22 protein-coding genes are annotated in these 21,009 nt (G+C 69.0%); 12 read left to right on the forward strand and 10 right to left on the reverse strand.

Annotated elements, in window-relative coordinates:
• Positions 1-21: 21 nt before the first annotated feature.
• Positions 22-1,368 (reverse strand): winged helix-turn-helix domain-containing protein, encoded by a 1,347-nt coding sequence (locus KXS11_RS02645; protein ID WP_437383894.1) that lies wholly within the window; start codon positions 1,366-1,368, stop codon positions 22-24.
• A gap of 138 nt (positions 1,369-1,506) precedes the next feature.
• Between KXS11_RS02645 and KXS11_RS02650 the strand changes: the two genes are divergently transcribed.
• Entirely contained in the window at positions 1,507-2,817 is a 1,311-nt protein-coding gene (locus KXS11_RS02650; protein WP_437383895.1) for an AI-2E family transporter, read from the forward strand.
• Entirely contained in the window at positions 2,814-4,070 is a 1,257-nt protein-coding gene (ilvA, locus tag KXS11_RS02655) for a threonine ammonia-lyase (protein WP_437383896.1), read from the forward strand. Before KXS11_RS02650 ends, ilvA begins: the two co-directional genes overlap by 4 nt.
• 81 nt (positions 4,071-4,151) lie before the next feature.
• Here the strand turns inward: ilvA and greA are convergent, their stop codons facing one another.
• Together greA and KXS11_RS02665 are read right to left on the reverse strand one after the other, a co-directional pair.
• A complete protein-coding gene (gene greA, locus KXS11_RS02660) occupies positions 4,152-4,643 on the reverse strand; it encodes a transcription elongation factor GreA (protein WP_437383897.1) in 492 nt (163 codons plus the stop codon).
• Positions 4,644-4,802: 159 nt separating this feature from the next.
• Positions 4,803-5,222, reverse strand: a complete 420-nt coding sequence (locus tag KXS11_RS02665; RefSeq protein ID WP_437383898.1) for a DUF4307 domain-containing protein — start codon at positions 5,220-5,222, stop codon at positions 4,803-4,805.
• A gap of 166 nt (positions 5,223-5,388) precedes the next feature.
• On the opposite strand from KXS11_RS02665, the gene mca reads away from it, so the two are divergent.
• Both mca and KXS11_RS02675 read left to right on the forward strand, forming a co-directional pair.
• Positions 5,389-6,264 (forward strand): mycothiol conjugate amidase Mca, encoded by an 876-nt coding sequence (gene mca / locus KXS11_RS02670; RefSeq protein ID WP_437383899.1) that lies wholly within the window; start codon positions 5,389-5,391, stop codon positions 6,262-6,264.
• Positions 6,261-6,584, forward strand: a complete 324-nt coding sequence (locus KXS11_RS02675; RefSeq protein WP_437383900.1) for a hypothetical protein — start codon at positions 6,261-6,263, stop codon at positions 6,582-6,584. The genes mca and KXS11_RS02675 overlap by 4 nt, the downstream gene beginning before the upstream one ends.
• A 17-nt stretch (positions 6,585-6,601) precedes the next feature.
• On the opposite strand, the gene trhA is transcribed toward KXS11_RS02675, so the two are convergent.
• Positions 6,602-7,315 (reverse strand): PAQR family membrane homeostasis protein TrhA, encoded by a 714-nt coding sequence (gene trhA / locus KXS11_RS02680; RefSeq protein ID WP_437383901.1) that lies wholly within the window; start codon positions 7,313-7,315, stop codon positions 6,602-6,604.
• A gap of 73 nt (positions 7,316-7,388) precedes the next feature.
• On the opposite strand from trhA, the gene KXS11_RS02685 reads away from it, so the two are divergent.
• The 4 genes from KXS11_RS02685 to KXS11_RS02700 all read left to right on the forward strand — a co-directional run bounded on the left by KXS11_RS02685 (position 7,389) and on the right by KXS11_RS02700 (position 11,643).
• Entirely contained in the window at positions 7,389-8,171 is a 783-nt protein-coding gene (locus KXS11_RS02685; RefSeq protein ID WP_437383902.1) for an isoprenyl transferase, read from the forward strand.
• Entirely contained in the window at positions 8,168-9,337 is a 1,170-nt protein-coding gene (locus KXS11_RS02690) for an aminotransferase class V-fold PLP-dependent enzyme (protein WP_437383903.1), read from the forward strand. The genes KXS11_RS02685 and KXS11_RS02690 overlap by 4 nt, the downstream gene beginning before the upstream one ends.
• A 216-nt stretch (positions 9,338-9,553) precedes the next feature.
• On the forward strand, positions 9,554-10,957 hold the full coding sequence (locus KXS11_RS02695) for a PhoH family protein (protein ID WP_437383904.1): 1,404 nt from the start codon (positions 9,554-9,556) through the stop codon (positions 10,955-10,957).
• Between the two features lie 107 nt (positions 10,958-11,064).
• The gene (locus KXS11_RS02700) at positions 11,065-11,643 is read left to right on the forward strand and encodes a prepilin peptidase (RefSeq protein WP_437383905.1); all 579 of its coding nucleotides are present in this window, start codon (positions 11,065-11,067) and stop codon (positions 11,641-11,643) included.
• Positions 11,644-11,703: 60 nt separating this feature from the next.
• Here the strand turns inward: KXS11_RS02700 and KXS11_RS02705 are convergent, their stop codons facing one another.
• Genes KXS11_RS02705 through xseA form a run of 5 tightly spaced genes read right to left on the reverse strand, consistent with a single transcriptional unit; the run spans position 11,704 to position 15,992 of the window.
• Positions 11,704-13,107 (reverse strand): class II fumarate hydratase, encoded by a 1,404-nt coding sequence (locus tag KXS11_RS02705; protein WP_437383906.1) that lies wholly within the window; start codon positions 13,105-13,107, stop codon positions 11,704-11,706.
• Between the two features lie 54 nt (positions 13,108-13,161).
• Positions 13,162-13,803: a carbonic anhydrase gene (locus tag KXS11_RS02710; RefSeq protein WP_437383907.1), complete on the reverse strand. Its 642-nt coding sequence runs from the start codon at positions 13,801-13,803 to the stop codon at positions 13,162-13,164.
• Positions 13,800-14,489, reverse strand: a complete 690-nt coding sequence (locus KXS11_RS02715; RefSeq protein ID WP_437383908.1) for a DUF4245 domain-containing protein — start codon at positions 14,487-14,489, stop codon at positions 13,800-13,802. Before KXS11_RS02715 ends, KXS11_RS02710 begins: the two co-directional genes overlap by 4 nt.
• Entirely contained in the window at positions 14,486-14,722 is a 237-nt protein-coding gene (locus tag KXS11_RS02720) for an exodeoxyribonuclease VII small subunit (protein WP_437383909.1), read from the reverse strand. Before KXS11_RS02720 ends, KXS11_RS02715 begins: the two co-directional genes overlap by 4 nt.
• Before the next feature lie 10 nt (positions 14,723-14,732).
• Entirely contained in the window at positions 14,733-15,992 is a 1,260-nt protein-coding gene (xseA, locus tag KXS11_RS02725; protein WP_437383910.1) for an exodeoxyribonuclease VII large subunit, read from the reverse strand.
• 144 nt (positions 15,993-16,136) lie between these two features.
• On the opposite strand from xseA, the gene KXS11_RS02730 reads away from it, so the two are divergent.
• Positions 16,137-17,168, forward strand: a complete 1,032-nt coding sequence (locus KXS11_RS02730) for a 4-hydroxy-3-methylbut-2-enyl diphosphate reductase (RefSeq protein WP_437384130.1) — start codon at positions 16,137-16,139, stop codon at positions 17,166-17,168.
• Entirely contained in the window at positions 17,165-17,764 is a 600-nt protein-coding gene (locus tag KXS11_RS02735; protein ID WP_437383911.1) for a DUF6264 family protein, read from the forward strand. Before KXS11_RS02730 ends, KXS11_RS02735 begins: the two co-directional genes overlap by 4 nt.
• Before the next feature lie 95 nt (positions 17,765-17,859).
• Here KXS11_RS02735 and fbaA read toward each other — a convergent pair whose 3' ends face one another.
• Positions 17,860-18,885 carry a class II fructose-bisphosphate aldolase gene (gene fbaA / locus KXS11_RS02740; protein WP_437383912.1) on the reverse strand — a complete coding sequence of 342 codons (1,026 nt, stop codon included), beginning with the start codon at positions 18,883-18,885 and terminating at the stop codon, positions 17,860-17,862.
• 76 nt (positions 18,886-18,961) lie between these two features.
• Here fbaA and KXS11_RS02745 point away from each other — a divergent pair, with 76 nt between their 5' ends.
• Together KXS11_RS02745 and glpX are read left to right on the forward strand one after the other, a co-directional pair.
• Entirely contained in the window at positions 18,962-19,957 is a 996-nt protein-coding gene (locus KXS11_RS02745) for a fructose-bisphosphatase class II (protein WP_437383913.1), read from the forward strand.
• A 50-nt stretch (positions 19,958-20,007) separates the two neighbouring features.
• Positions 20,008-21,006 (forward strand): class II fructose-bisphosphatase, encoded by a 999-nt coding sequence (gene glpX / locus KXS11_RS02750; RefSeq protein WP_437383914.1) that lies wholly within the window; start codon positions 20,008-20,010, stop codon positions 21,004-21,006.
• Positions 21,007-21,009: the final 3 nt, after the last annotated feature.

The raw sequence follows: 21,009 nt of genomic DNA on the forward strand, positions 1-21,009 counted from the left end.
TCTGATCCATGAAGGTGCCCCTCAACCTAGCATTTCTTGTGTATCCCCTGAGAGTGCTTGCGGCCCATCGCCATGGGGAGTAGTCCCCATGGCGGGCGCGGAATCGGCGGAGAGGAGCGGGCTGTCGAGGGCGACGGCAAGCGGAGCCGAGAGCGTGCCGCGATCGACGACGGACACCTCGTCCAACCCCTGCCATCGCGCCGTCTCCTGGAGCAGGAGGGCGAGGCGCATCGAGATCTCATCATCGCCGGCAGGCCGGAGTCCGCGCGCGAGTCCGTCGTCGTGGCCGCGTTCGAACCACGCAGACTGCACCCGGAGCACGCCGCGCTGACGATCGCTCTTGAGATCGACGCGGGCGACGATCTCGCCGTCGATCATCACGGGGAGGACGTAATAGCCGTACACGCGTTTCGGCGCCGGCGTGTAGATCTCGATCCGGTAGTGGAGGCCGAACATGCGCAGGGCCCGATCCCGGAACCAGACGACGGGATCGAACGGGCTGAGGAGTGCTGCGCCGGAGATACTGCGGGGTCGGCGTGCCTCGTGGTGGAGCCAGGCCTCCTGTGGCCCCCCGCGGCGGTCCCAGCCACCGACGGCGACTGGTTCGAGTTCGCCGGCGTCGACGAGTTCCTCCACGGCTTGCCGCACTGCCGTCTGCGGCTTGATCCGGAAGTAGTCCGCCAGGTCGGCGAGGGTGGCGACGCCTTGCGCGGCTGCTGCGCGTCGGACGAGTTCGCGGATCGCATCCGGCCGTGTGACCTCGCGGCCGTAGACCTCCGGACTGAGCACCTGCTCGGCGAGGGCGTAGCGTCGCTCGAACCGATCGCGCCCTGCGGTGACGACCTCGCCGTAGAGGAACAGCACCTCGAGTGCCCGCTTGACGTCGGACCACCCCCACCACGGCCCACGACGCACGTTCGCGTCGTGTTCGATCTCGCTGGCCTTGAGCGGCCCCTCCTCCCGCAGCAGTTCGCGTACCCAGTCGAGCATCGCGGCGTTGTGGTGGACCCAGGCGTCCTCATCGGTGGCATGCTTGGCGCGATGGGCCTCCATGCGCCATCGGAACAGCGGCCACGCGTCGCGGGGGATGAACGCCGCCTCGTGTGCCCAGTACTCGAGGTACGGGGCGTCGGCTCCAAGGGTCAGACGGTCGAGGAGCACTTTGTCATACCCGCCGAGACGGGCGAAGAGCGGCAGGTAGTGACTGCGCTCGAAGACGTTCACCGAGTCGATCTGCACGAGCCCCAGGCGGTCGATCGTGGAACGGAGCGTCCGCGTGCCAACCGCGGTGCTCCGAGGTGGGCCGGCGAAGCCCTGGGCGCCGAGCGCGATGCGTCTGGCGAGGGCGGGGGAGATGGATTCGGGCACGGCCCGACGCTAACACCGGTCACCGACACGGGCATCGGCTCGTGCCGAAGGGACCTCGCCTTCCGGGCTGGGAGCGACGGCCGTTTCTCCCAGGATTCGCATACCCGACACGGCATGCGCCAGCCCTACACTTGAGCAATGGCGGACGACACACCGAAGACCTGGTGGGGGCGCTTCCTTCCGGAGGCGGTCTCGCCCGTCCGTGAGCGCGAGCCGAGCCCGGTCGCCCCCGGCATGCGCATCGCTGCCGCCTGGTCCTGGCGGATCCTCGTCGTCGCCGCGCTCTTCGCCCTCGTGGTGTTCCTCGTCGTCCAACTCCGTCTCATCGTCATCCCGCTCCTCATCGCGGTGCTCGTCTCGGCGCTGTTGAAGCCGGTCGTGGACCTCCTCGTCCGGCACCGCTGGCCGAAGGGGCTCGCGGTCGCAGTCGGCATGGTCGGCGCGATCGCGGTCGTCAGCGGACTCATCTTCCTCGCGATCTCGCAGATCACCTCGCAGTTCGCCTCCGTGCAGGCGAGGACGCTCGCCGCGTACGACGACTTCAAGACCTTCCTGCTGAACAGCCCACTCCACGTCACCGAGACGCAGCTCAACGACTTCATCTCGCAGGCGTTCACCTCGCTCCAGCAGGACAGCCAGGTGCTGTTGTCCGGAGCGCTCTCGATCGGTTCGACGCTCGGCCATGTTGCGACGGGCGTGTTCCTCGCGCTGTTCTGCCTCCTCTTCATCCTCATCGACGGCCGTACCATCTGGCGCTGGACCGTCGGCGTCTTCCCGAAAGCCGCGCGGCCTGCCATCGACAGCGCCGGTCGCGCCGGATGGCGGACGCTCGGCAACTACGTGCGGACACAGATCCTGGTCGCCTCGATCGACGCCGTCGGCATCGGTCTGGGCGCGTTCCTCCTGGGGGTCCCGCTCGCGATCCCGGTCGCCGTGCTCGTCTTCCTCGGTGCGTTCGTCCCGATCGTCGGTGCCGTCGTGACCGGCGCGGTCGCAGTGTTCCTCGCGCTCGTCTACAACGGGCCGGTCATCGCGCTCCTGATGCTCGGCGTGGTGCTCCTCGTCCAGCAGGTCGAGGGCCACGTGCTGCAGCCACTCATCATGGGGACGGCGGTCAAAGTCCACCCGCTCGCGGTGGTGCTCGCCGTCGCCGGCGGTACGCTGCTCGCCGGCATCCCGGGAGCCCTCTTCGCCGTGCCCGTCGTCGCGGTGCTCAACGTCGTGGTGCACACGATCTCGAGCGGAGCATGGCGCACGGGGGCGCCACCGCCCCCGATCTCTGCTGACGACGCGATCTGGCAGACCGTCCCGAGCCCGAGGCGAATCCGCCAGGGTTCCCGCTCGTCCCGCGAGCCAGAGGGTCGACCCGTCGACCAGGAGCCCCAGCACCCCAGCGCCGACCCGACAGACACCTCGTCCCCAGAAAGTCCAGGACACCGCACACCATGACCGATCCCACCCAGAGCACCACCGTCATCCCCGGCCCTCCGCTCGCGGCGTTCGAGCGCGCCCGCGACACGCTCGCGGGCACCGTCCAGCGCACCCCGATGGAGAGCTCCCGCTACCTCGCCGACGTGCTCGGCGTCCCCGTCCACCTCAAATGTGAGAACCTGCAGCGCACCGGCTCCTACAAGATCCGCGGCGCCTACAACCGCATGTCCAGCCTGACTCCTGAGGAACGGGCTCGTGGGGTCGTGGCCGCGTCGGCCGGCAACCACGCCCAGGGCGTCGCGTTCGCCGCCCGCGAGCTCGGGATCACGGCCACGATCTTCATGCCGGTCGGCGTCCCGCTCCCGAAGCTCGCAGCAACCCGCGACTACGGTGCGCACGTGATCCTCCGTGGCCACACGGTCGCGGAACCCCTGATCGCCGCCGCCGAGTTCGCGGCCGAGACCGGCGCGATCCTCATCCCGCCGTTCGACCACGTGGACGTCATCACCGGGCAGGGCACGCTCGGGCTGGAGATCCTCGACGAGGTTCCCGACGTCGAGACGGTGATCGTCCCGATCGGTGGCGGGGGACTCATCTCCGGTGTCTCGGGTGCGCTCAAGCAGCGTGCAGCGCTCGAGGGCCGCACCATCCGCGTGATCGGTGTCCAGGCGGCGAACGCGGCCGCCTACCCGCCCTCGCTCGAGGCGGGGGAGCCGACGACGATCACGGTACAGCCGACGATCGCGGACGGCATCGCCGTGGCGCGTCCCGGTGAGCTCAACTTCCAGATGATCAGCGCGCTCGTCGACGAGGTGGTCACGGTCACCGAGGACGACCTGGCGCGGGCCATCGTCGTCCTCCTGGAGCGTGCGAAACTCGTCGTCGAGCCAGCGGGTGCTGCGGGCGTCGCCGCGATCCTCGCGGGCAAGATCGTCCCCACCGGGACGACCGTCACGATCCTGTCGGGCGGCAACATCGACCCGCTGCTGCTGCAGCGCGTCGTCAGCCACGGTCTCGCCGCGTCCGACCGGTACCTCACCCTCCGCATCCCGTTGCCAGACCGACCGGGTCAGCTCGCGCGGACGGCTGAGCTCGTCGCCCAGGCGAACGCCAACGTCATCGAGGTCCTGCACACCCGCCACGGCCATGGGCTGCAGATCAGTGAGGTCGAGCTGGAGCTCAGTATCGAGACCCGCGGCCCCGATCACCGCGACCTCGTCGTGCAGACCCTCCGCGAGGCCGGTTACGACCCCCAGATCGTCGACGACTGACACGGTTCATCCGACGACGGTCGACGACGATGAAGGGCCCCGCCGATCGGCGGGGCCCTTCGTCTGCGCGCTCCGGACGGATCAGGAGCCGGTGTAGGTCTCGACGGCGGTGATGGAGACGGTGATCTCCTTGCCGTTGGGGGCGGTGTACGTGGTGGACTCGCCGATCTTGAGGCCGAGGATGGCACCGCCGAGCGGGCTGCCCTCGCTGTAGACGTCGAGGTCGGTGTTGCCGGCGATCTCCCGGCTTCCGAGGAGGAACCGCTCCTCGCCACCCGCGACCACGGCGGTGATGACGGTACCGGACTCGACGACACCGTTCGATTCGGGAGCCTCGCTCACTTTGGCGTCACGGAGCATCTGCGTGAGCGTGCGGATGCGCGCCTCCTGCTTGCCCTGCTCGTCCTTGGCGGCGTGGTAGCCACCGTTCTCCTTGAGGTCGCCCTCTTCGCGAGCCGCTTCGATGCGCTTGGCGATCTCCTCGCGGCCCGTGGTGCTGAGGTGCTCGAGTTCCGCCTGCAGCCGGTCGAAGGCCTGCTGGGTGAGGAACGTCTCCTGGATCTGCTCGGACACGATGGAACTCCTTTACATGAGTGGTCCGGCACGGGGGCCTCGGAACTGCCCGTCATATGCCAGACGCCCCGGCGGAGTGCCGGGGCGTGTGAACTGCTTGCTTCGAGTATCGCACGATCGGGCGGGGAAGGGGCTGCACGGGATCGGCGCGGTGACGCCTCAGGAGGTGGCCTCGACGACCCAACAGGTGTCGACGACGCCGGTGTTGCTGCGTTCGGTCGTGCGGAGGAGCTCGGAGAAGCTGCGGGTGCGCTGCTCGGAGCGGGGCAGCTCGACGACCTTCCAACCGACGACGGCGAACTGCTCGTTGAGTGCTTGGACGGAGCACGCCATCGCGGTGTCCTGGGGCCCGGTCACCTCGAAGGAGACGCTGACCATCGTGTCGTCGACGATCTCGTGTGCGGTGTTGCGCGCTTCGATGCTCGGGCGGCTGCCGTCGAGCCCGGCCCAGACCACCCAGGCGACGAACACGACGACGAAGGCACCGGCCACGATCCAGAGCGCGCGGCGGTCGCGGGTGCGGCTGCCGGGGGTGCGTCCGTAGCGTGCTTCGATGGCGGCCTGGGGGGAATGGGTCACGTCACGGGCTCCGGTTCGAACGGTTAAGCTTGACCAGGAGTGCGAGTCGCCTCGAGGTCGATGCCTCAAGCGTATTGCAGCTTCCTGGACGCCTGGTCCCGCCGGCGCCCTCATCATCAGGGGTCACTCGATGACTCCTCCCACTCAGGCCGGAAGGCGGCGCACCATGACCATGAGACTGCTCGCCGTGCACGCCCACCCCGACGACGAGTCGAGCAAGGGCGCGGCGACCCTCGCCTACTACCGCAGCCTCGGCGCCGAAGTCATGGTCGTGAGCTGCACGGGAGGGGAGCGGGGAGACCTGCAGAACCCCGACCTGGCGGACGTTGCGATGCTCGACCGCGACCTCACGGGGTACCGGCGCCGCGAGATGGAGCGCGCGCAGGAGATCCTCGACATCCAGCACCGGTGGCTCGGCTATCAGGACAGCGGCATGGCGACCGACGACGGTTCGGTCCCACCCGCGAGCTTCGCCGACATTCCGCTCGACGTCTCGACCGGCGTGCTCGTCCGCATCGTCCGCTCCTTCCGCCCGCAGGTGATCATCACCTACGACGAGAACGGCGGCTACCCGCACCCGGACCACATCCGTTGCCACGAGGTGAGCGTCGCCGCCTTCGAAGCCGCTGCGGACGCTGAGCGGTACCCGGAGGCCGGGGAGGCGTGGCGAGTCGACAAGCTCTACTACGACCGGTCGTTCAGCCCGGCTCGGCTCGAGGCCGTGCACGCGTACCTCGTCGAACATCACCCCGAGGATCCGGCGGTGGAGCGTCTCGCCGAGATGCGCGAGTGGATGGCCGGTCGCCCCGACCTCGCGACCACCCACGTCGACGTCGGCGCCTTCTTCGAAGTCCGCGACGCAGCGCTGCGCGCGCACAGCAGCCAGGTGCCACCGGACTCCCCGTTCTTCTTCTGGCCGAACGACGTCCTCCGTGCCGCTTGGCCGTATGAGGACTACCAGCTCGTCACCTCGCACGTACCGTCGACGACCCCGGAGTCGGAGCTGTTCGCCGGCGTCGACACGACTGAAGGATCCGCATGATGCACCACCTGTTCACCGAGTTCGTGCTGGCGGTCACCCCGTCGCCCTCGCCATCACCGCAGTTCGACGAGAACCAGGTGACGCCGGGGCCGTGGGGCTTCGTCATCACCTTCACGATCGCCATCATCGTCGTCCTGCTCGTGGTCGACATGGTGCGACGGGTGCGTCGGGTGAACTACCGGGCCGAGATCGACGAGCGCCTGCAGGTCGAGCTGGCCGAACGCGACGCGGCGGCAGGCACGGCGGCCCCGAGCGACGGCTCCACGTCGAAGCGCGAGGGCGACAGCGGCACCACCCCCGACGGCACTCCCGCGCGGTAGCCCTCCGCGATCCGGCCTCAGCGGTTGTAGACGGGGTCGAGCGCAAGCAGCAGGATGCCGCTCCAATGGCAGAGGAACGCGAGAACCGTGCAGACGTGGAACAGCTCGTGGAATCCGAACCTCCCGGGCCACGGGTTCGGCCGCTTCAACGCGTACATGATCGCGCCGACGGTGTAGAGCAGGCCGCCCACCGCGACGAGGATCATCGTCGCGACGTTCGCCGCCGCGATGTCGCCGAGGAAGGCGACGGCACCCCAGCCGAGCGCGAGGTAGAGCGGCACGTACAGCCAACGCGGCGCCCCGATCCAGAACACCCGGAAGCCGATGCCGAGGAGCGCCCCGCCCCACACGAGCGCCAGGAGGAGGGTGCCCGTGGCCGGCGGCAGCGCCAACACCGCGAGCGGCGTGTAGGTTCCGGCGATCAGCAGGAAGATGTTCGCGTGATCGATGCGCTTGAACAACAGCTTGAGCTTCGGCCGCCAGGAGAAGCGGTGGTAGAGCGCCGAGTTGCCGAAGAGCAGCATCGAGGTGAGCACGAACACCAGTGAGCTCCACTTGGCAGGGGCACCCTGCGCGAGCGCGATGAGCACGATCCCTGCCGCGACCGCGATCGGGAAGACACCCGCATGGATCCAGCCGCGCCACGTCGGTTTGATCTCCTCGACGGTGGCGTCGACGGCTGCGACCTCCAGGAGGGGCAGCTGGGGCAGCTCGGGTTCTCTGCTCGTCATCTGCCCAGGATACGGGGTGGGTGACCGGGAGACCTGGGTGCCTCGGAGCATTCTGCACTAGCGTTGCAGGGTGATGACGAGGCAATCCGCACCTGGGGACGGCTTCCTGTACGGCGTCTACGCCAGACGCCTCCGGAAGTCCCTGACCCAGCAGAACCTGCCGCACCATGTCGCGATGATCATCGACGGCAACCGGCGGTGGGCGAAACAGCTGGGCTACGACACCGCCGCGCACGGCCACCGTGCAGGAGCCGCGAAGATGCGCGAGTTCCTCGCCTGGTGCGACGACCTCGGCATCGGCGTCGTCACGCTGTACCTGCTCTCGAGCGACAACCTCGTGAACCGCTCGCCCGAGGAACTCGACGACCTCGTCGACATCATCGCCGACCTGGCGGAGGACCTCTCCCACTATCGCGATTGGCGGGTGAAGCACGTCGGCTCGAGCGAGGGGTTGCCCGATTCGTTGCGCAGCGCGTTGGAGGGGGCGGAGCAGCGGACCGCGGACCACGCCGGCATGCACATCAACCTCGCGGTCGGGTACGGCGGTCGGACGGAGATCGTCGACGCCATGCGCGCGATCGTGGCGAAGCACCACCTCGAGGGCCGCAGCCTCGAAGACCTCGCCGCCCTCCTCACCCCGGATCTCATCGGTGAACATCTCTACACGGGCGGCCAGCCCGACCCCGACCTCGTCATCCGGACAAGCGGCGAGCAGCGGATGAGCGACTTCATGCTCTGGCAGAGCGCTCACAGCGAGTTCTACTTCGTCGAAGCGCTCGGTCCCGATCTCCGCGAGGTCGACTTCCTGCGCGCGCTGCGCGATTTCTCCCGGCGGCAACGGCGGTTCGGAGGATGAGCCGACGTTCGCCCGATCCGCTCCACCAGGAGGACACGGAAGCGGCCGCCCGACTCCGCGCTTTCCAGGCCGGATTCGGCGAAGAGCCCGGCTACCTCGACTACGGGAGGGTCGGGCCACTCGCCACCTCCGTCGTCGCCGAGGCGACACTGTGGAACGACGCACTCGCCCGGTCTCGTTTCGGGGCCTCCGGCGGTATCGACGAGCAGGACGAACGGATGCGCGTGGCCGTCGGCACGCTCACGGGCTTCCGGACCGACCAGGTCGTCGCGCAGCCGAACACCTCGCAGGGGCTCATGCACACGATGTTCGGTCTGACGGGCGGTGTGCTCCTCTCCCGAGCGGAGTTCCCCTCCTTGCCGCTGGCCGCACAGCGCGCCGCCGAGCACATGCACGTCCTCACCCCGTCCTGGCTCGAAACCGACCATGGTCGGGTCACGCCCGGGCAGATCCGGGCGCAGCTCGACGACTCGGTCACCGCGGTCGCCGTCAGCCTGGTCGACTACCGCACCGGGTTCGTGAGCGACCTGGAAGGGATCCGGCAGGTGATCGGCGAGCGGCTGCTGATCGTCGACGCGATCCAGGGCTTCGGCGTCGTCGACGCGCCGTACGAGGTCGCCGATGTCGTCGCGAGCGGTGGGCAGAAGTGGATGCGCGCCGGTTGGGGGACGGGCTTCCTCGCGCTGAGCGATCTGGCGCTCGAGCACCTCGTCCCGGTGTTCTCCGGTGTCACGGGGACCGACGAGGTCTGGCCGTTCGATGCGACGCCGGCTCCCAGCCGGAACGCCAGCGCCTACTCGATCACGCGCGCCGACCCACTGGCCGCCGCCCGCTTCGCAGCGTCGCTCGAGGACACGATCGCGGTCGGAGTGCCGGCCGTGCAGCGCGCCATCGCCGAGCTCGTGACGGAGGTGATCGACCTCGCCGATGAGTTCGGGATCCCCGTGTCGAGTTCGCGCGACGAGTCCGAACGGGCGGGCATCGTCGTGCTCGAACCGGACGGCGCCCTCCTCAACACGCTCTCCGCGTCGCTCGCGAACCACGGCGTGACCGTGACGACGCGAGGGGGTGCCGTCCGGCTCAGCGTGCACGCCGGAACGAGTCGCGAGACGCTCGACCAGTTGCGCGGCGGGCTGGTGTCCTTCGCGACCGCCGCGAGCTACTGACCTGCACCGAGCTGCGCCGCGCACAAGTCCCCGTTTGTTCATGTCCTCGTAACAGGACACGGGGCGTGTCGTCGCATCGATGTCGGCGGTCGGACGTACGTTCATCTCATCGGGCATGGAGCCCGGTCGAGACGGCCACATAAGTTCGGCTCGAAACCTGCAGGTGGCCGCTTCGCACAGTGATCCGAGCATCAGATGCTCGGGGTGGGAGTGGTTGTGGCCTCGCAAGAAATCCAGAACACGTCAGCCGGCACCGAGGCGCGGAACGCGTCGACGAGGACGAGCCGACGACCCGCCGACCGCGCGGCGAGCCGGGATGGTCAGGCCCAGGCCGAGACCACCTACGTGCTCGACACCTCCGTGCTCCTGTCGGATCCCAAGGCGCTCTTCCGGTTCGCCGAACACGCCGTCGTCATCCCGGTCGTGGTCATCAGTGAGCTCGAGGGGAAACGCAACGACCCCGAGATCGGGTACTTCGCGCGGCAGGCACTTCGCATCCTCGACGAGCTGCGCATCGAGCACGAGCGACTCGACTTCCCGATCCCGGTCGGAGACGGCGGCTCGCTCCGCGTCGAGCTCAACCACTCGAGCATGGCCTCGCTCCCGTCGGGGCTGCAGCTCGCCGACAACGACTCGCGCATCCTCGCCGTCGCGCTCAACCTGGCGAACGACGGCCTCTCCGTCACCGTCGTGTCCAAAGACCTGCCCCTGCGGGTGAAGGCCGCCTCGATCGGCCTCCAGGCCGAGGAGTACCGCGCCGAGCTCGCCGTCGATTCCGGCTGGACGGGCATGTCGGAGATCACGCTCGGCTCGGACGACATGAGCACGCTGTACGAGCGCGAGGAGGGCACGACACCGCTCATCGAGGGCATGCCGGTCAACACCGGCCTCGTCATCCACTCCGATCGCGGGTCCGCTCTCGGGCGGGTCACCGGGAAGCAGAGCTACAAGCTCGTCCGCGGTGATCGAGACGTCTTCGGACTGCACGGACGCTCCGCCGAGCAGCGGCTCGCGATCGACCTCCTGCTCGATCCCGAGATCGGGATCCTGTCGCTTGGAGGTCGAGCCGGGACGGGGAAGTCCGCACTCGCCCTCTGCGCGGGCCTCGAAGCGGTGCTCGAGCGCCAAGCGCACAAGAAGATCATGGTGTTCCGTCCGCTCTACGCGGTCGGGGGACAGGAGCTCGGGTACCTCCCGGGTGACCAGGGCGAGAAGATGAACCCGTGGGGTCAGGCCATCTTCGACACGCTCGGCGCGGTCGTCTCTCAGAACGTCCTCGACGAGGTCGTCGAGCGAGGCATCCTCGAAGTGCTGCCGCTCACCCACATCCGCGGGCGCTCGCTGCACGACGCATTCGTGATCGTCGACGAGGCGCAGTCGCTCGAGCGCAACGTGCTCCTGACGGTCCTCAGCCGCATCGGCCAGAACTCGCGGGTGGTCCTCACCCACGACGTCGCCCAGCGCGACAACCTGCGAGTCGGTCGGCACGACGGAGTCGCGTCGGTGATCGAGACCCTCAAGGGGCACCCGCTGTTCGCCCACGTCACGCTCACCCGCTCTGAGCGTTCGGCCATCGCCGCGCTCGTGACCGAGATGCTGGAAGGAAACGAACTGGCCTAGTCACGCCACCCCACGACCGATGGTGGGCGGGAACCCGCGTCCCGCCCACCATCGCAGCCTGTGGACAACTTCGGCGGCCGAACGGCCACTCGTCCTAGCCTGGCGGGATGCCCTCTCGCCAGGTCCTCCGTCGTCGTTCCCGCCGCCGTCTACTCCAGCGCTCCTGGATGCCGCTGCTCGCGCTGCTGCTCGCCGCGCTCGCCCTCCGGATCGGTCTCGACCTCCGCCCAGTGGCGATGCTCGTGCTGTGGCTGGCGTGCATCACGCCGTCACTCGTCCGGATCGACGTCGTCCAGCGGCGCCTGCCGAACCGCATCGTCCTGCCGGCGCTCCTCGTCGGCCTCCCGCTCGTCGTACTCGACGCAGCCGTCGACGGTCGGCCGGTCTGGGAGCCGCTCGGTGCCGGCCTCCTCGTGGGCGGATTCCTCTACCTGTGTGCGATGTTCGGCGGGCTCGGAATGGGCGACGTCAAGCTCGGGGCGCTGCTCGGACTCACCGTGGGGTGTTTCGGGATCGAGGCCGTGCTGCTGTTCTCGGTCGTCGCTGTGAGCACCGCTGGGGTCGTCGGCGGCGTGATCGTCATCGCCGGGCGACTTCGCGGCGGCACCGCTGATTGGCGCACGCGGATCCCGTTCGGCCCGTTCCTCCTCCTGGGGGCCTGGACCTCGATCGCGCTCTCGTCCTGACACAGGGAAACGGCCCCGGATCGTCGATCCGAGGCCGTTCCTGGTGGTGCAGCTGCGGACTCAGCCCGGGTGCGTCATCGACAGGACGTCGAGCGCCGTGTCGAGCTGTTCGACCGTGATCTCACCACGTTCGACGAAGCCGAGGTCGATGACGGCCTCGCGGACCGTGAGGCCCTTCGCGACCGAGTGCTTGGCGATCTTCGCCGCCGACTCGTAGCCGATGATCTTGTTCAACGGGGTCACGATCGAGGGCGAGGAGCCGGCGAGGGCGGCAGCGCGCTCGAGGTTGGCCTGGAGCCCGTCGACGGTCTTGTCGGCGAGGACGCGCGTCGCGTTCGAGAGGAGACGGATGCTCTCGAGCAGCGCCGTACCCATGACGGGGATCGCGACGTTGAGTTCGAACGAGCCGGAGGCGCCGGCCCAGGCGATGGTCGCGTCGTTGCCGATGACCCGTGCACCGACCATGAGGACGGCCTCCGGGATGACCGGGTTGACCTTGCCAGGCATGATCGACGATCCGGGCTGGAGGTCGGGGATGTGCAGCTCGCCGAGACCGGTGTTCGGACCCGATCCCATCCAACGCAGGTCGTTGCAGATCTTCGTGAGGCTGACCGCGATGACGCGGAGGGCTCCTGAGGCGTCGACGAGCCCGTCGCGTGCGCCCTGCGCCTCGAAGTGGTCCTGTGCCTCGGTGATCGGCAGCTCGGTCTCCTGTGCGAGCAGCTCGATGACGAGCTGCGGGAAGCCCTTGGGCGTGTTGATGCCCGTGCCGGTGGCGGTGCCGCCGAGCGGCACCTCGGCGACGCGGGGGAGCGCCGTGCGAACGCGCTCGATGCCGAGGCGCATCTGGCGGGCGTACCCGCCGAACTCCTGGCCGAGCGTGACCGGGGTGGCGTCCATGAGGTGCGTACGGCCGGGCTTGACGGCGGTCTTCCAGAGCTCGGCCTTCGCCTCGAGCGCCACCGCAAGGTGGTCGAGGGCCGGGATCAGGTCGTCGATGAGCGCGCTCGTGACCGCGATGTGCACCGACGTCGGGAAGACGTCGTTGGACGACTGCGATGCGTTCACGTGGTCGTTCGGGTGCACCGGGGCACCGAGGCGAGCACTTGCGAGCGTGGCGAGCACCTCGTTCATGTTCATGTTGGAGGAGGTGCCGCTGCCGGTCTGGTAGGTGTCGACCGGGAACTGAGCGTCGTGCACGCCCGTGATGACCTCGTCGGCCGCCGCCGCGATGGCGTCGGCGATGGCTGCGTCGAGGACACCCAGCTTCGCATTGGCGAGCGCCGCGGACTTCTTGATGCGGGCGAGGGAGGCGATCTGCGCCGACTCGAGCCCGCTGCCCGAGATCGGGAAGTTCTCGACCGCACGCTGCGTCTGCGCGCTGTAGAGCGCGTTCGCGGGGACCCGCACCTCGCCCATGGTGTCGTGTTCGATGCGGTACTCGGTTGCTGCGGTGTCTACCACGCTGTTCGTTCTCCTTTGTGCGATGTGCGCTGGCTGGATGAAGGTGTTGGAAAGCTAGGCGGGTTCCGTGATGTCGCCGATGATGATGTCGGCGACCGCGGTGCCCTCGAGCAGCTTGTAGTTGGCGCCGATGATGGCCACGGTGCCGGCCGCGACGGCGTCGCTGATGAGCTCGGAGCGGGAGATGATCTCCATGACCGTGCGGCGCAGGTGTCGGCGTCCGACCTCGGAGGAGTCCACGGCGGGTGCGTCGATCGGTGCCGGTCCGGCGACCGCGGTGACGGCCGGGACAATCTGCTGGATCAGGCGGTCGATGTGCGGCGGCAGTGGGGCTGCGTCTTCGGCCTGCGAGTCGATCGCGGCGCGCACGGCGCCGCACTCGTCGTGTGCGAGCACGAGGATGAGCGGAACCTGCAGGACACCGACGGCGTACTCGAGCGTGCCGAGGACGGAGTCCGAGACGATCTGGCCTGCGTTCCGCACGACGAAGAGGTCGCCGAGACCCTTGTCGAAGATGATCTCGGCCGCGAGACGTGAGTCGGAGCAGCCGAAGAGCGCAGCTTGAGGAGCCTGGGCGTGCGCGAGGTTGGCGCGGCGCTCGACGTCTTGACGAGGGTGGGCGGGTTCGCCGGCCACGAAGCGCGCGTTGCCGCGCTGCATCTCACGCCAGACGGCTCCCGGGTGTCGCTGGGTCATTCTGCATCCGTTTCTGCCGACGTCGCGGCGTCGAGGTTCGCGGTGACGCCGCTCCGCACGGAACGGGCGACGTCGACGATGTGTTCTGGGGTGGCGGTGCCGAAGACCGCGATGGTGCTCTGGCCGGCGACCGTGGAGAGCGCGTAGCCGACGTTCCCCTCGTCGGTGCCGCTGCCGTTCGCGTACTCGATCCACTCGACGCCGTCGATCGTGACCGTGCCCGTCGGGCGGGCGTCGTCGAGTTCGGCGGCCAGCCAGGTGTCGTTCGCGTCGATACCCTGCACGAGACCGACGAACTCGTCGTCGGGGGCGATGAGGCCGACGTTCCAGGAGCGGATGTCGGGGGTGCCGACGACGGGCGAGGGCGCCGTGCGGATGTCGGCGTAGTTGCTGCCCCAGTCGTCGCCGAGTTCCGGGGTCAGGAGCGGGACCGTGACGTCGCGCTGGGCCTGGCCGGCGAGCAACGCGTAGTCGACGTTCGGGCGCTCCGGGGCCTCGCCACGAGGCACGGCGAGCACGATGACGACCACCAGGCCGACGGTCGCGAGCAGGGAGAGGACGAGGTTGTTGACCGTCTTGCGTGCACGGTACAGGCGGGAGTTCTCGGCCTTGCGGTCGGCGGTCTCCTGGGGGGTCTCCGGACGACCGAGTTCGGCGACGACGCGGGGAGCCTTGGTGTCGTTCACTGAGCAGCGTCCGCCGTTCCGGAACCGAGCTGCGCGGCGCGCGCGGCGTCGAGGCGGGCCTTCGCGCCGATCAGCCAGTCCTCACACCGCTGCGCGAGCTGCTCGCCGCGCTCCCACAGGCGGAGCGAGTCCTCGAGGGACGCCGAACCCTGTTCGAGCTCGGACACGACCCGGACCAGTTCGTCGCGCGCCTGCTCGTAGCTGAGCGCCTGGACATCGGAGGGGGTGGACATGGCTTCTATCCTATTCGTCGTCGGTCGTCACGGCAGCCGTCGTCTGGCCGGTGCTGGTGGCCCCGATGGCTCCGGAGGCGAGGGTGATGAGCAGCTCCGTGCCGGCCGGTGCATCGGCTGCGGCCCGGATGACGGCGCCGCCGGGGACGTCCGCAGCGGGATCGGTCCGCTGGACGATCGCGTAGCCGCGGTCGAGCGTGCGTTGGGGGGAGAGCGCGCGCAGCTGGGTGCGGAGCTCTCCGACCTCCCGCTGGGCCCGCTCGACGGCACGGTCGATGAGTTCGGCACCGCGTGCGACCGTGCGCGTGAGGTCGTCCGCGCGGGAGTCCACGATCCACGACGGGTTCGCGAGCGCCGGCCGGGTGCGGAGCGTGGCGATGCGGTCGATCTCGTGGCCGAGCATCGTCGTCACCCGCGAGGACAGACGCATGCGGGCCTGCTGCACGCGCGTGAACTCCTCGGCCACGTCGGGAACGACGCGCTTGGCGGCGTCGGTCGGCGTCGAGGCGCGGAGGTCTGCGACGTCGTCGATCAGCGGCCGGTCGGCCTCGTGCCCGATCGCGCTCACCAGCGGTGTCGAACACGCTGCTGCCGCACGGACCACGCGCTCGTCGCTGAATCCGAGCAGGTTCTGGAAGTCGCCGCCACCTCGGGCGACGATGATGACGTCGACCTCGGGGTCGGCGTCGAGGGTCTGCAGGGCGCTGACGACCTCGCCCGGCGTGCGGTCGCCCTGGACCGCCGCATGGACGACGCGGAACCTGACGGACGGCCACCGGAGTTCAGCGTTGCGCAGGACGTCCTTCTCTGCGTCCGAATCCTTGCCGGTGATGAGCCCGATGCACTGGGGGAGGAAGGGGAGGGGCTGCTTCCGGGAGGCGTCGAACAACCCTTCGGAGGCGAGCTGCGATCGGAGCCGTTCGAGACGCTCGAGCAGGTCGCCGAGCCCGACGTGCTTCATCGACATGACCTGCATGGTGAGCGTGCCGCCCTTGAGCCAGTAGTTCGGCTTCATGAGCGCGACGACGTGGTCGCCCTGCTTCAGGTCGGCGGGGATCTTCGCGCGGACCGAGGACCAGATGGTGAAGCCGACGGTCGCGTCCGCCTCGAGGTCTTTGAGCTTGCCGTAGACGTTGCCGCCCGACGCACCCCACTGCGTGATCTCGCCCTCGACCCAGACCGTGCCGAGACGGTCGATGTAGTCGCGGAGCTTCGTCCCGAGGAGCGCGACCGGCCAGGGGGCGTCCATCGTGGCCGGTGCATCGCTCATCCCTCAACCCTAGCCGCGAGCACCGACGCGGAGCTGCGCGTCGGCCGTCTGCGGACCGTGAGGGTTCACGGCCGACTCCCGAGCGCGGCCGCGTAGAATCCAGAGGTGACTGATCTGCGTGACGCCCCCACCATCGGACTCGGGATGCCGAGACTCCGCCGGATCGAGGGACGCCTGGCCGACCTGCCCGTCGCGGGAGAGAAGCGCGTGCTCCTCGCCGCCCCTCGCGGGTACTGCGCCGGAGTCGACCGAGCGGTCATCGCCGTCGAGAAGGCGCTCGAGCACTACGGCGCGCCCGTCTACGTGCGCAAGCAGATCGTCCACAACGTGCACGTCGTGAGCCAGCTCGAGGCCCAGGGCGCGATCTTCGTCGACGAGGTCGACGAGGTGCCCTCCGGATCCCACATCGTCTTCAGCGCCCACGGGGTCTCCCCGGCCGTCGTGAACGCCGCCGCCGACCGCGGCCTCCTCGCCATCGACGCGACCTGCCCACTCGTCACGAAGGTCCACCGCGAGGCCGTGCGCTTCGCGCGCGACGACTACGAGATCCTGCTGATCGGACACGAGGGCCACGAAGAGGTCGAAGGCACAGCAGGGGAGGCACCCGAGCACGTCACGCTCGTCACGAGCCCCGAGGCCGTCGACGACATCGTCGTCGCCGACCCCGACCGGGTGGTCTGGCTCTCGCAGACGACGCTCTCCGTCGACGAGACCATGGAGACCGTGCGCCGGTTGCGGGAGCGCTTCCCCAAGCTGCAGGACCCGCCGAGCGACGACATCTGCTACGCCACGCAGAACCGACAGGTCGCCATCAAGAAGGTCGCCGAGGACGCAGACCTCGTGATCGTCGTCGGCTCGGCGAACTCCTCGAACTCGGTGCGGCTCGTCGAGGTCGCACTGGAGTACGGCGCCAAGGCCGCCTACCGCGTCGACTACGCCCACGAGATCGAGCAGTCCTGGCTCGACGGCGTCGTCACCGTCGGTGTCACGAGTGGGGCCTCCGTTCCCGAGGTCCTCGTCGACGAGGTGCTTGAAGAGCTCTCCGGTGCCGGGTACGGCACCGTTCAGGAAGTCAAGACGGCTGAGGAGGACCTCATGTTCTCCCTGCCGAAGGAGCTGCGCAAAGACCTTGCGGGCACGACCGATCCGCGCGCTCTGGGAGGGCGCCGACCATGAGCGAATCCCGCCCCCGTCCGCAGTTCGGCGAATACGCGACCCCCGAGGAGCAACGGGCGAGCATCAAGGAGCCGTTCGACCACCAGCGCGCGGAGGAACTCGGCGTCGCCCCCGTCGTCCCGGCCGGTCAGCAGCAGGTGCCGCCCGCGCAGCCCACCCTCCGCGAGCAGACCAGGGCGTCGGCGCCTGAATCCCCGGCGGCTCCGGTGCTTCCGAACGGCCGCCGACCGGTGACGGGCGATCGCCTGGCGACGTCGCTCCTGCTGGGTCTCGGACTCGTCAGCATCATCGTGATCATGCCGAACCTGCTCGACCTGCCCGGCCTCATCCGGCCGGCCCTGGTGCAATTCGGCGTCTCCGGCTACTCCTCCGACGCGCTCGCGAGTGCCATGGGCATCCTCGCGTTGGGGCTCCAGATCGCGCTCTGGATCGGTGCCGTCGTGCTGTCCAGCCGGTCACTCCGCGCCGGCAAGCTCACGTTCTGGATCCCGATCGTCGCCGGCGTCGTCGCGAACATCGTCGTGGTCGTGTGCATCGCCATCGCGATGGGCGCCGACCCGGCGTTCATGGAGTACGTGCGGTCGCAGCAGCCGTAGGCGATCGCCCGCCGAAGGCACCGTCCGCAGACGTACCATCCGCAGACGCGGAAACGGGGCCGGCATCGCTGCCGGCCCCGTTCCACGTCTCAGGCTCAGGAGGTGCTGGTGCCGTACGAACCGAGCTGCTTGGTGGACTCGAGGACGCGCTGCGCCATCGCGGACTCTGCGACCTTGCCCCAGGCACGGGGGTCGTAGAGCTTCTTGTTGCCGACCTCGCCGTCGACCTTCAGGACGCCCTCGTAGTTGGTGAGCATGTAGCCGGCGATCGCACGCGTGTAGGCGTACTGGGTGTCGGTGTCGATGTTCATCTTCACGACACCGTTCGCGACGGCTTCTGCGATCTCGGCGTCGGTCGAGCCGGAGCCGCCGTGGAAGACGAGGTCGAGCGGCTTCGGGCCGTGACCGTACTTCGCAGCCAGACCGTCCTGGATGGTCTTCAGGAGCTCGGGCTGCAGCTTGACGTTGCCGGGCTTGTAGACCCCGTGGACGTTCCCGAAGGTGAGAGCTGCCATGTAGCGTCCCTGCTCGCCGAGGCCGAGGGCCTCGACCGTGGCGATCGCATCGTCGAGCGTCGTGTACAGGTGCTCGTTGATGTCGTGGCTGACGCCGTCCTCTTCGCCGCCGACGACGCCGATCTCGACCTCGAGGATGGCGTTGATGGCCTTCGTGCGCTTGATCATCTCCTGCGCGATCTCGAGGTTCTCGGTGAGGGGAACCGCCGAGCCGTCCCACATGTGGGACTGGAAGATCGGGTTGCGGCCCGCCTTGACCTCTTCCTCGGAGGCGGCGATGAGCGGCATGACGAAGCCGTCGAGCGCGTCCTTCGGGCAGTGGTCGGTGTGGAGCGCGACCGTGACGGGGTAGTTCTTCGCGACCTCGGTGGCGAACTTCGCGAAGGCGATGGCGCCGGCCGCGCGGTTCTTCACGGTGTGACCGGCGAAGTAGTCTGCGCCACCCGTGGTGACCTGGATGATGCCGTCGGAACCGGCCTCGGTCAGGCCCTGGAGGACGGAGTTGATGGTCTGGCTGCTCGAGACGTTGAACGCCGGGTACGCGAACCCGTTCGACTTCGCCTTGTCGAGCATCGCTGCGTATTGTTCCGGGGTGGCGACGGGCATGTCTTCTCCTTGCGTGGGGACGATTCGTCTCAAAGTCTAGTGAATCGCCCCCGTCGGCATACGGCACGATGGAGAGATGCTCAAGCGCACCCCGGACGCCGCCCTCCTCGAGGGCTTCCTCGATGCGACGCGGTCGGCCGCCGCCGCCGTCGCCGGTCTCGTGGGCGGTGGAGACGGTCTGCGCATCGACGGTGTCGCCGTCGACGCCCTGCGCCGCGCACTCGAACCGCTCGCCGTCGACGGCCTCGTCGTGGTGGGGGAGGGCGAGAAGGACCAGGCGCCGATGCTGTTCGTCGGCGAGCGGTTCGGCACGGGATCCGGGCCGGCGATCGACCTCGCGGTCGATCCGGTCGACGGCACGAAACTCGCCGCCGCCGGTCGACCCGACTCCGTCGCCGTCATCGCGGTCGCCCCGCGCGGTGCGATGTTCGACATCGGGCCCGCCTACTACCTGGAGAAGCTCGTGACCACGGGCGCCGGAGCAGGGCTGTCGCTGACGGACCCGGTGTCGGTCTCCCTGACGACGCTCGCCGAGCGGCTCGGACGTCCCGTCGAGCAGCTGCGCGTCGCCGTGCAGGAGCGTCCGCGCAACGAGCGGTACGCACGGGAAGTCGTCGCGGCCGGAGCCCGACTGGTGAGTTTCGCGGACGGCGACGTCGCGCTGTCGTTGCGCGCGGCAGCGCCCGACGGCGACCTCGACCTGCTGCTCGGCATCGGCGGCGCTCCCGAGGGCATCCTCACCGCTGCAGCCGTCCGGGCGCTCGGCGGCTGGATGTCCGCGCGGTTCGCGCCGCAGTCGGTCGAGGAACGCACCCGTCTGCAGGGGGTCGGAACGGACCTCGACCGCGAGCTCACCCTCATGGACCTCTGCCATGACGACGCCTGGCTCCTGCTCAGCGCGGTCACATCGACGGCGCTCGCCGCAGGTCACGAGCTTGCGGGAGTCCGGGTCGACGCGGACGGAGCCGTCGTCGTCGAGTCCGTGGTCGTCGGACCGGGGAGTCCGCTGACGAGGTCACGGAAGCGCCTCGATCCACATTCGTCGCGGGGCTCAGGGGGCCCCGTTCGGTAGGCTGAAACCCTCACCCACCGAAGCGTCGTGTCCCACGAGGCGAGCGATCCATGGAGGATCCAGTGACCCAGCCTGAAACCGGCTCCCACTATCTGCAGCCCGACCGCAACCTCGCCATGGAACTCGTGCGCGCGACGGAGGCTGCGGCCATCCGTGCAGCGCCGTTCATCGGCCGCGGCGACAAGAACGCCGCGGACGGCGCGGCCGTCGACGCCATGCGCGCCTTCCTCGGCACCGTGAACTTCGACGGCGTCGTCGTCATCGGCGAGGGCGAGAAGGACGAAGCCCCGATGCTCTTCAACGGCGAGCACGTCGGCAACGGACGCGGGCCGTCCTGCGACATCGCCGTCGACCCGATCGACGGCACGAGCCTCACCGCCGCCGGTCGGCAGAATGCGCTCTCGGTCATCGCGGTGTCCGACCGCGGCAGCATGTTCGACCCGTCGGCGGTGTTCTACATGGACAAGATCGTCACGGGTGCAGACGGCATCGGTGTCGTCGACATCAGCCAGTCGATCGGCGACAACATCCGTGAACTGGCGAAGGCCAAGGGCAAGCAGCCCGAAGACATCCGCGTCGCGGTCCTCGATCGCCCGCGTCACGCGCAGCTCATCGAAGAGATCCGCGAGGCCGGCGCCGGCACACGACTCCTGCTCGACGGCGACGTCGCCGGCGGGATCAACGCCGCTCGCTACGACTCGCGCATCGACATGTGCGTCGGCATCGGCGGAACCCCTGAGGGCATCATCACGGCGTGTGCGGTGAAGGCGCTCGGCGGACTCATCCAGGGCAAGCTCATGCCGAAGGACGACGAGGAGCGTGCGCGCGCGATCGCCGCCGGTCACGACCTCGACCGTGTCCTCGGAGCGAACGACCTGGTCCGTGGCGACAACACGTACTTCGTCGCGACCGGTGTCACCCATGGTGAGCTGGTCGACGGTGTGCAGCGCAAGGGGCCGATCATCCGCACCGAGAGCCTCGTGCTCCGCTCCCGTTCTGGCACCATCCGCCGGGTGGAAGCCGACCACCTCGCCGAGAAGTGGCTCTAGGCC

Origin of the sequence: Plantibacter flavus (assembly GCF_051487245.1) — a bacterium.
Classification (GTDB): Bacteria; Actinomycetota; Actinomycetes; order Actinomycetales; family Microbacteriaceae; genus Plantibacter; species Plantibacter flavus_B.

Excerpts from the sequence above, each read along its gene's own strand:
- KXS11_RS02710 (WP_437383907.1), bottom strand. The coding sequence starts at position 13,803 with ATGACCCAGCGACACCCGGGAGCCGTCTGGCGTGAGATGCAGCGCGGC.
- KXS11_RS02720 (WP_437383909.1), bottom strand. The coding sequence starts at position 14,722 with ATGTCCACCCCCTCCGATGTCCAGGCGCTCAGCTACGAGCAGGCGCGC.
- ilvA (WP_437383896.1), top strand. The coding sequence starts at position 2,814 with ATGACCGATCCCACCCAGAGCACCACCGTCATCCCCGGCCCTCCGCTC.
- mca (WP_437383899.1), top strand. The coding sequence starts at position 5,389 with ATGACCATGAGACTGCTCGCCGTGCACGCCCACCCCGACGACGAGTCG.
- glpX (WP_437383914.1), top strand. The coding sequence starts at position 20,008 with ATGGAGGATCCAGTGACCCAGCCTGAAACCGGCTCCCACTATCTGCAG.
- KXS11_RS02730 (WP_437384130.1), top strand. The coding sequence starts at position 16,137 with ATGCCGAGACTCCGCCGGATCGAGGGACGCCTGGCCGACCTGCCCGTC.
- KXS11_RS02685 (WP_437383902.1), top strand. The coding sequence starts at position 7,389 with ATGACGAGGCAATCCGCACCTGGGGACGGCTTCCTGTACGGCGTCTAC.
- KXS11_RS02745 (WP_437383913.1), top strand. The coding sequence starts at position 18,962 with ATGCTCAAGCGCACCCCGGACGCCGCCCTCCTCGAGGGCTTCCTCGAT.
- KXS11_RS02700 (WP_437383905.1), top strand. The coding sequence starts at position 11,065 with ATGCCCTCTCGCCAGGTCCTCCGTCGTCGTTCCCGCCGCCGTCTACTC.
- fbaA (WP_437383912.1), bottom strand. The coding sequence starts at position 18,885 with ATGCCCGTCGCCACCCCGGAACAATACGCAGCGATGCTCGACAAGGCG.
- trhA (WP_437383901.1), bottom strand. The coding sequence starts at position 7,315 with ATGACGAGCAGAGAACCCGAGCTGCCCCAGCTGCCCCTCCTGGAGGTC.
- xseA (WP_437383910.1), bottom strand. The coding sequence starts at position 15,992 with ATGAGCGATGCACCGGCCACGATGGACGCCCCCTGGCCGGTCGCGCTC.
- KXS11_RS02690 (WP_437383903.1), top strand. The coding sequence starts at position 8,168 with ATGAGCCGACGTTCGCCCGATCCGCTCCACCAGGAGGACACGGAAGCG.
- KXS11_RS02675 (WP_437383900.1), top strand. The coding sequence starts at position 6,261 with ATGATGCACCACCTGTTCACCGAGTTCGTGCTGGCGGTCACCCCGTCG.
- KXS11_RS02735 (WP_437383911.1), top strand. The coding sequence starts at position 17,165 with ATGAGCGAATCCCGCCCCCGTCCGCAGTTCGGCGAATACGCGACCCCC.
- KXS11_RS02650 (WP_437383895.1), top strand. The coding sequence starts at position 1,507 with ATGGCGGACGACACACCGAAGACCTGGTGGGGGCGCTTCCTTCCGGAG.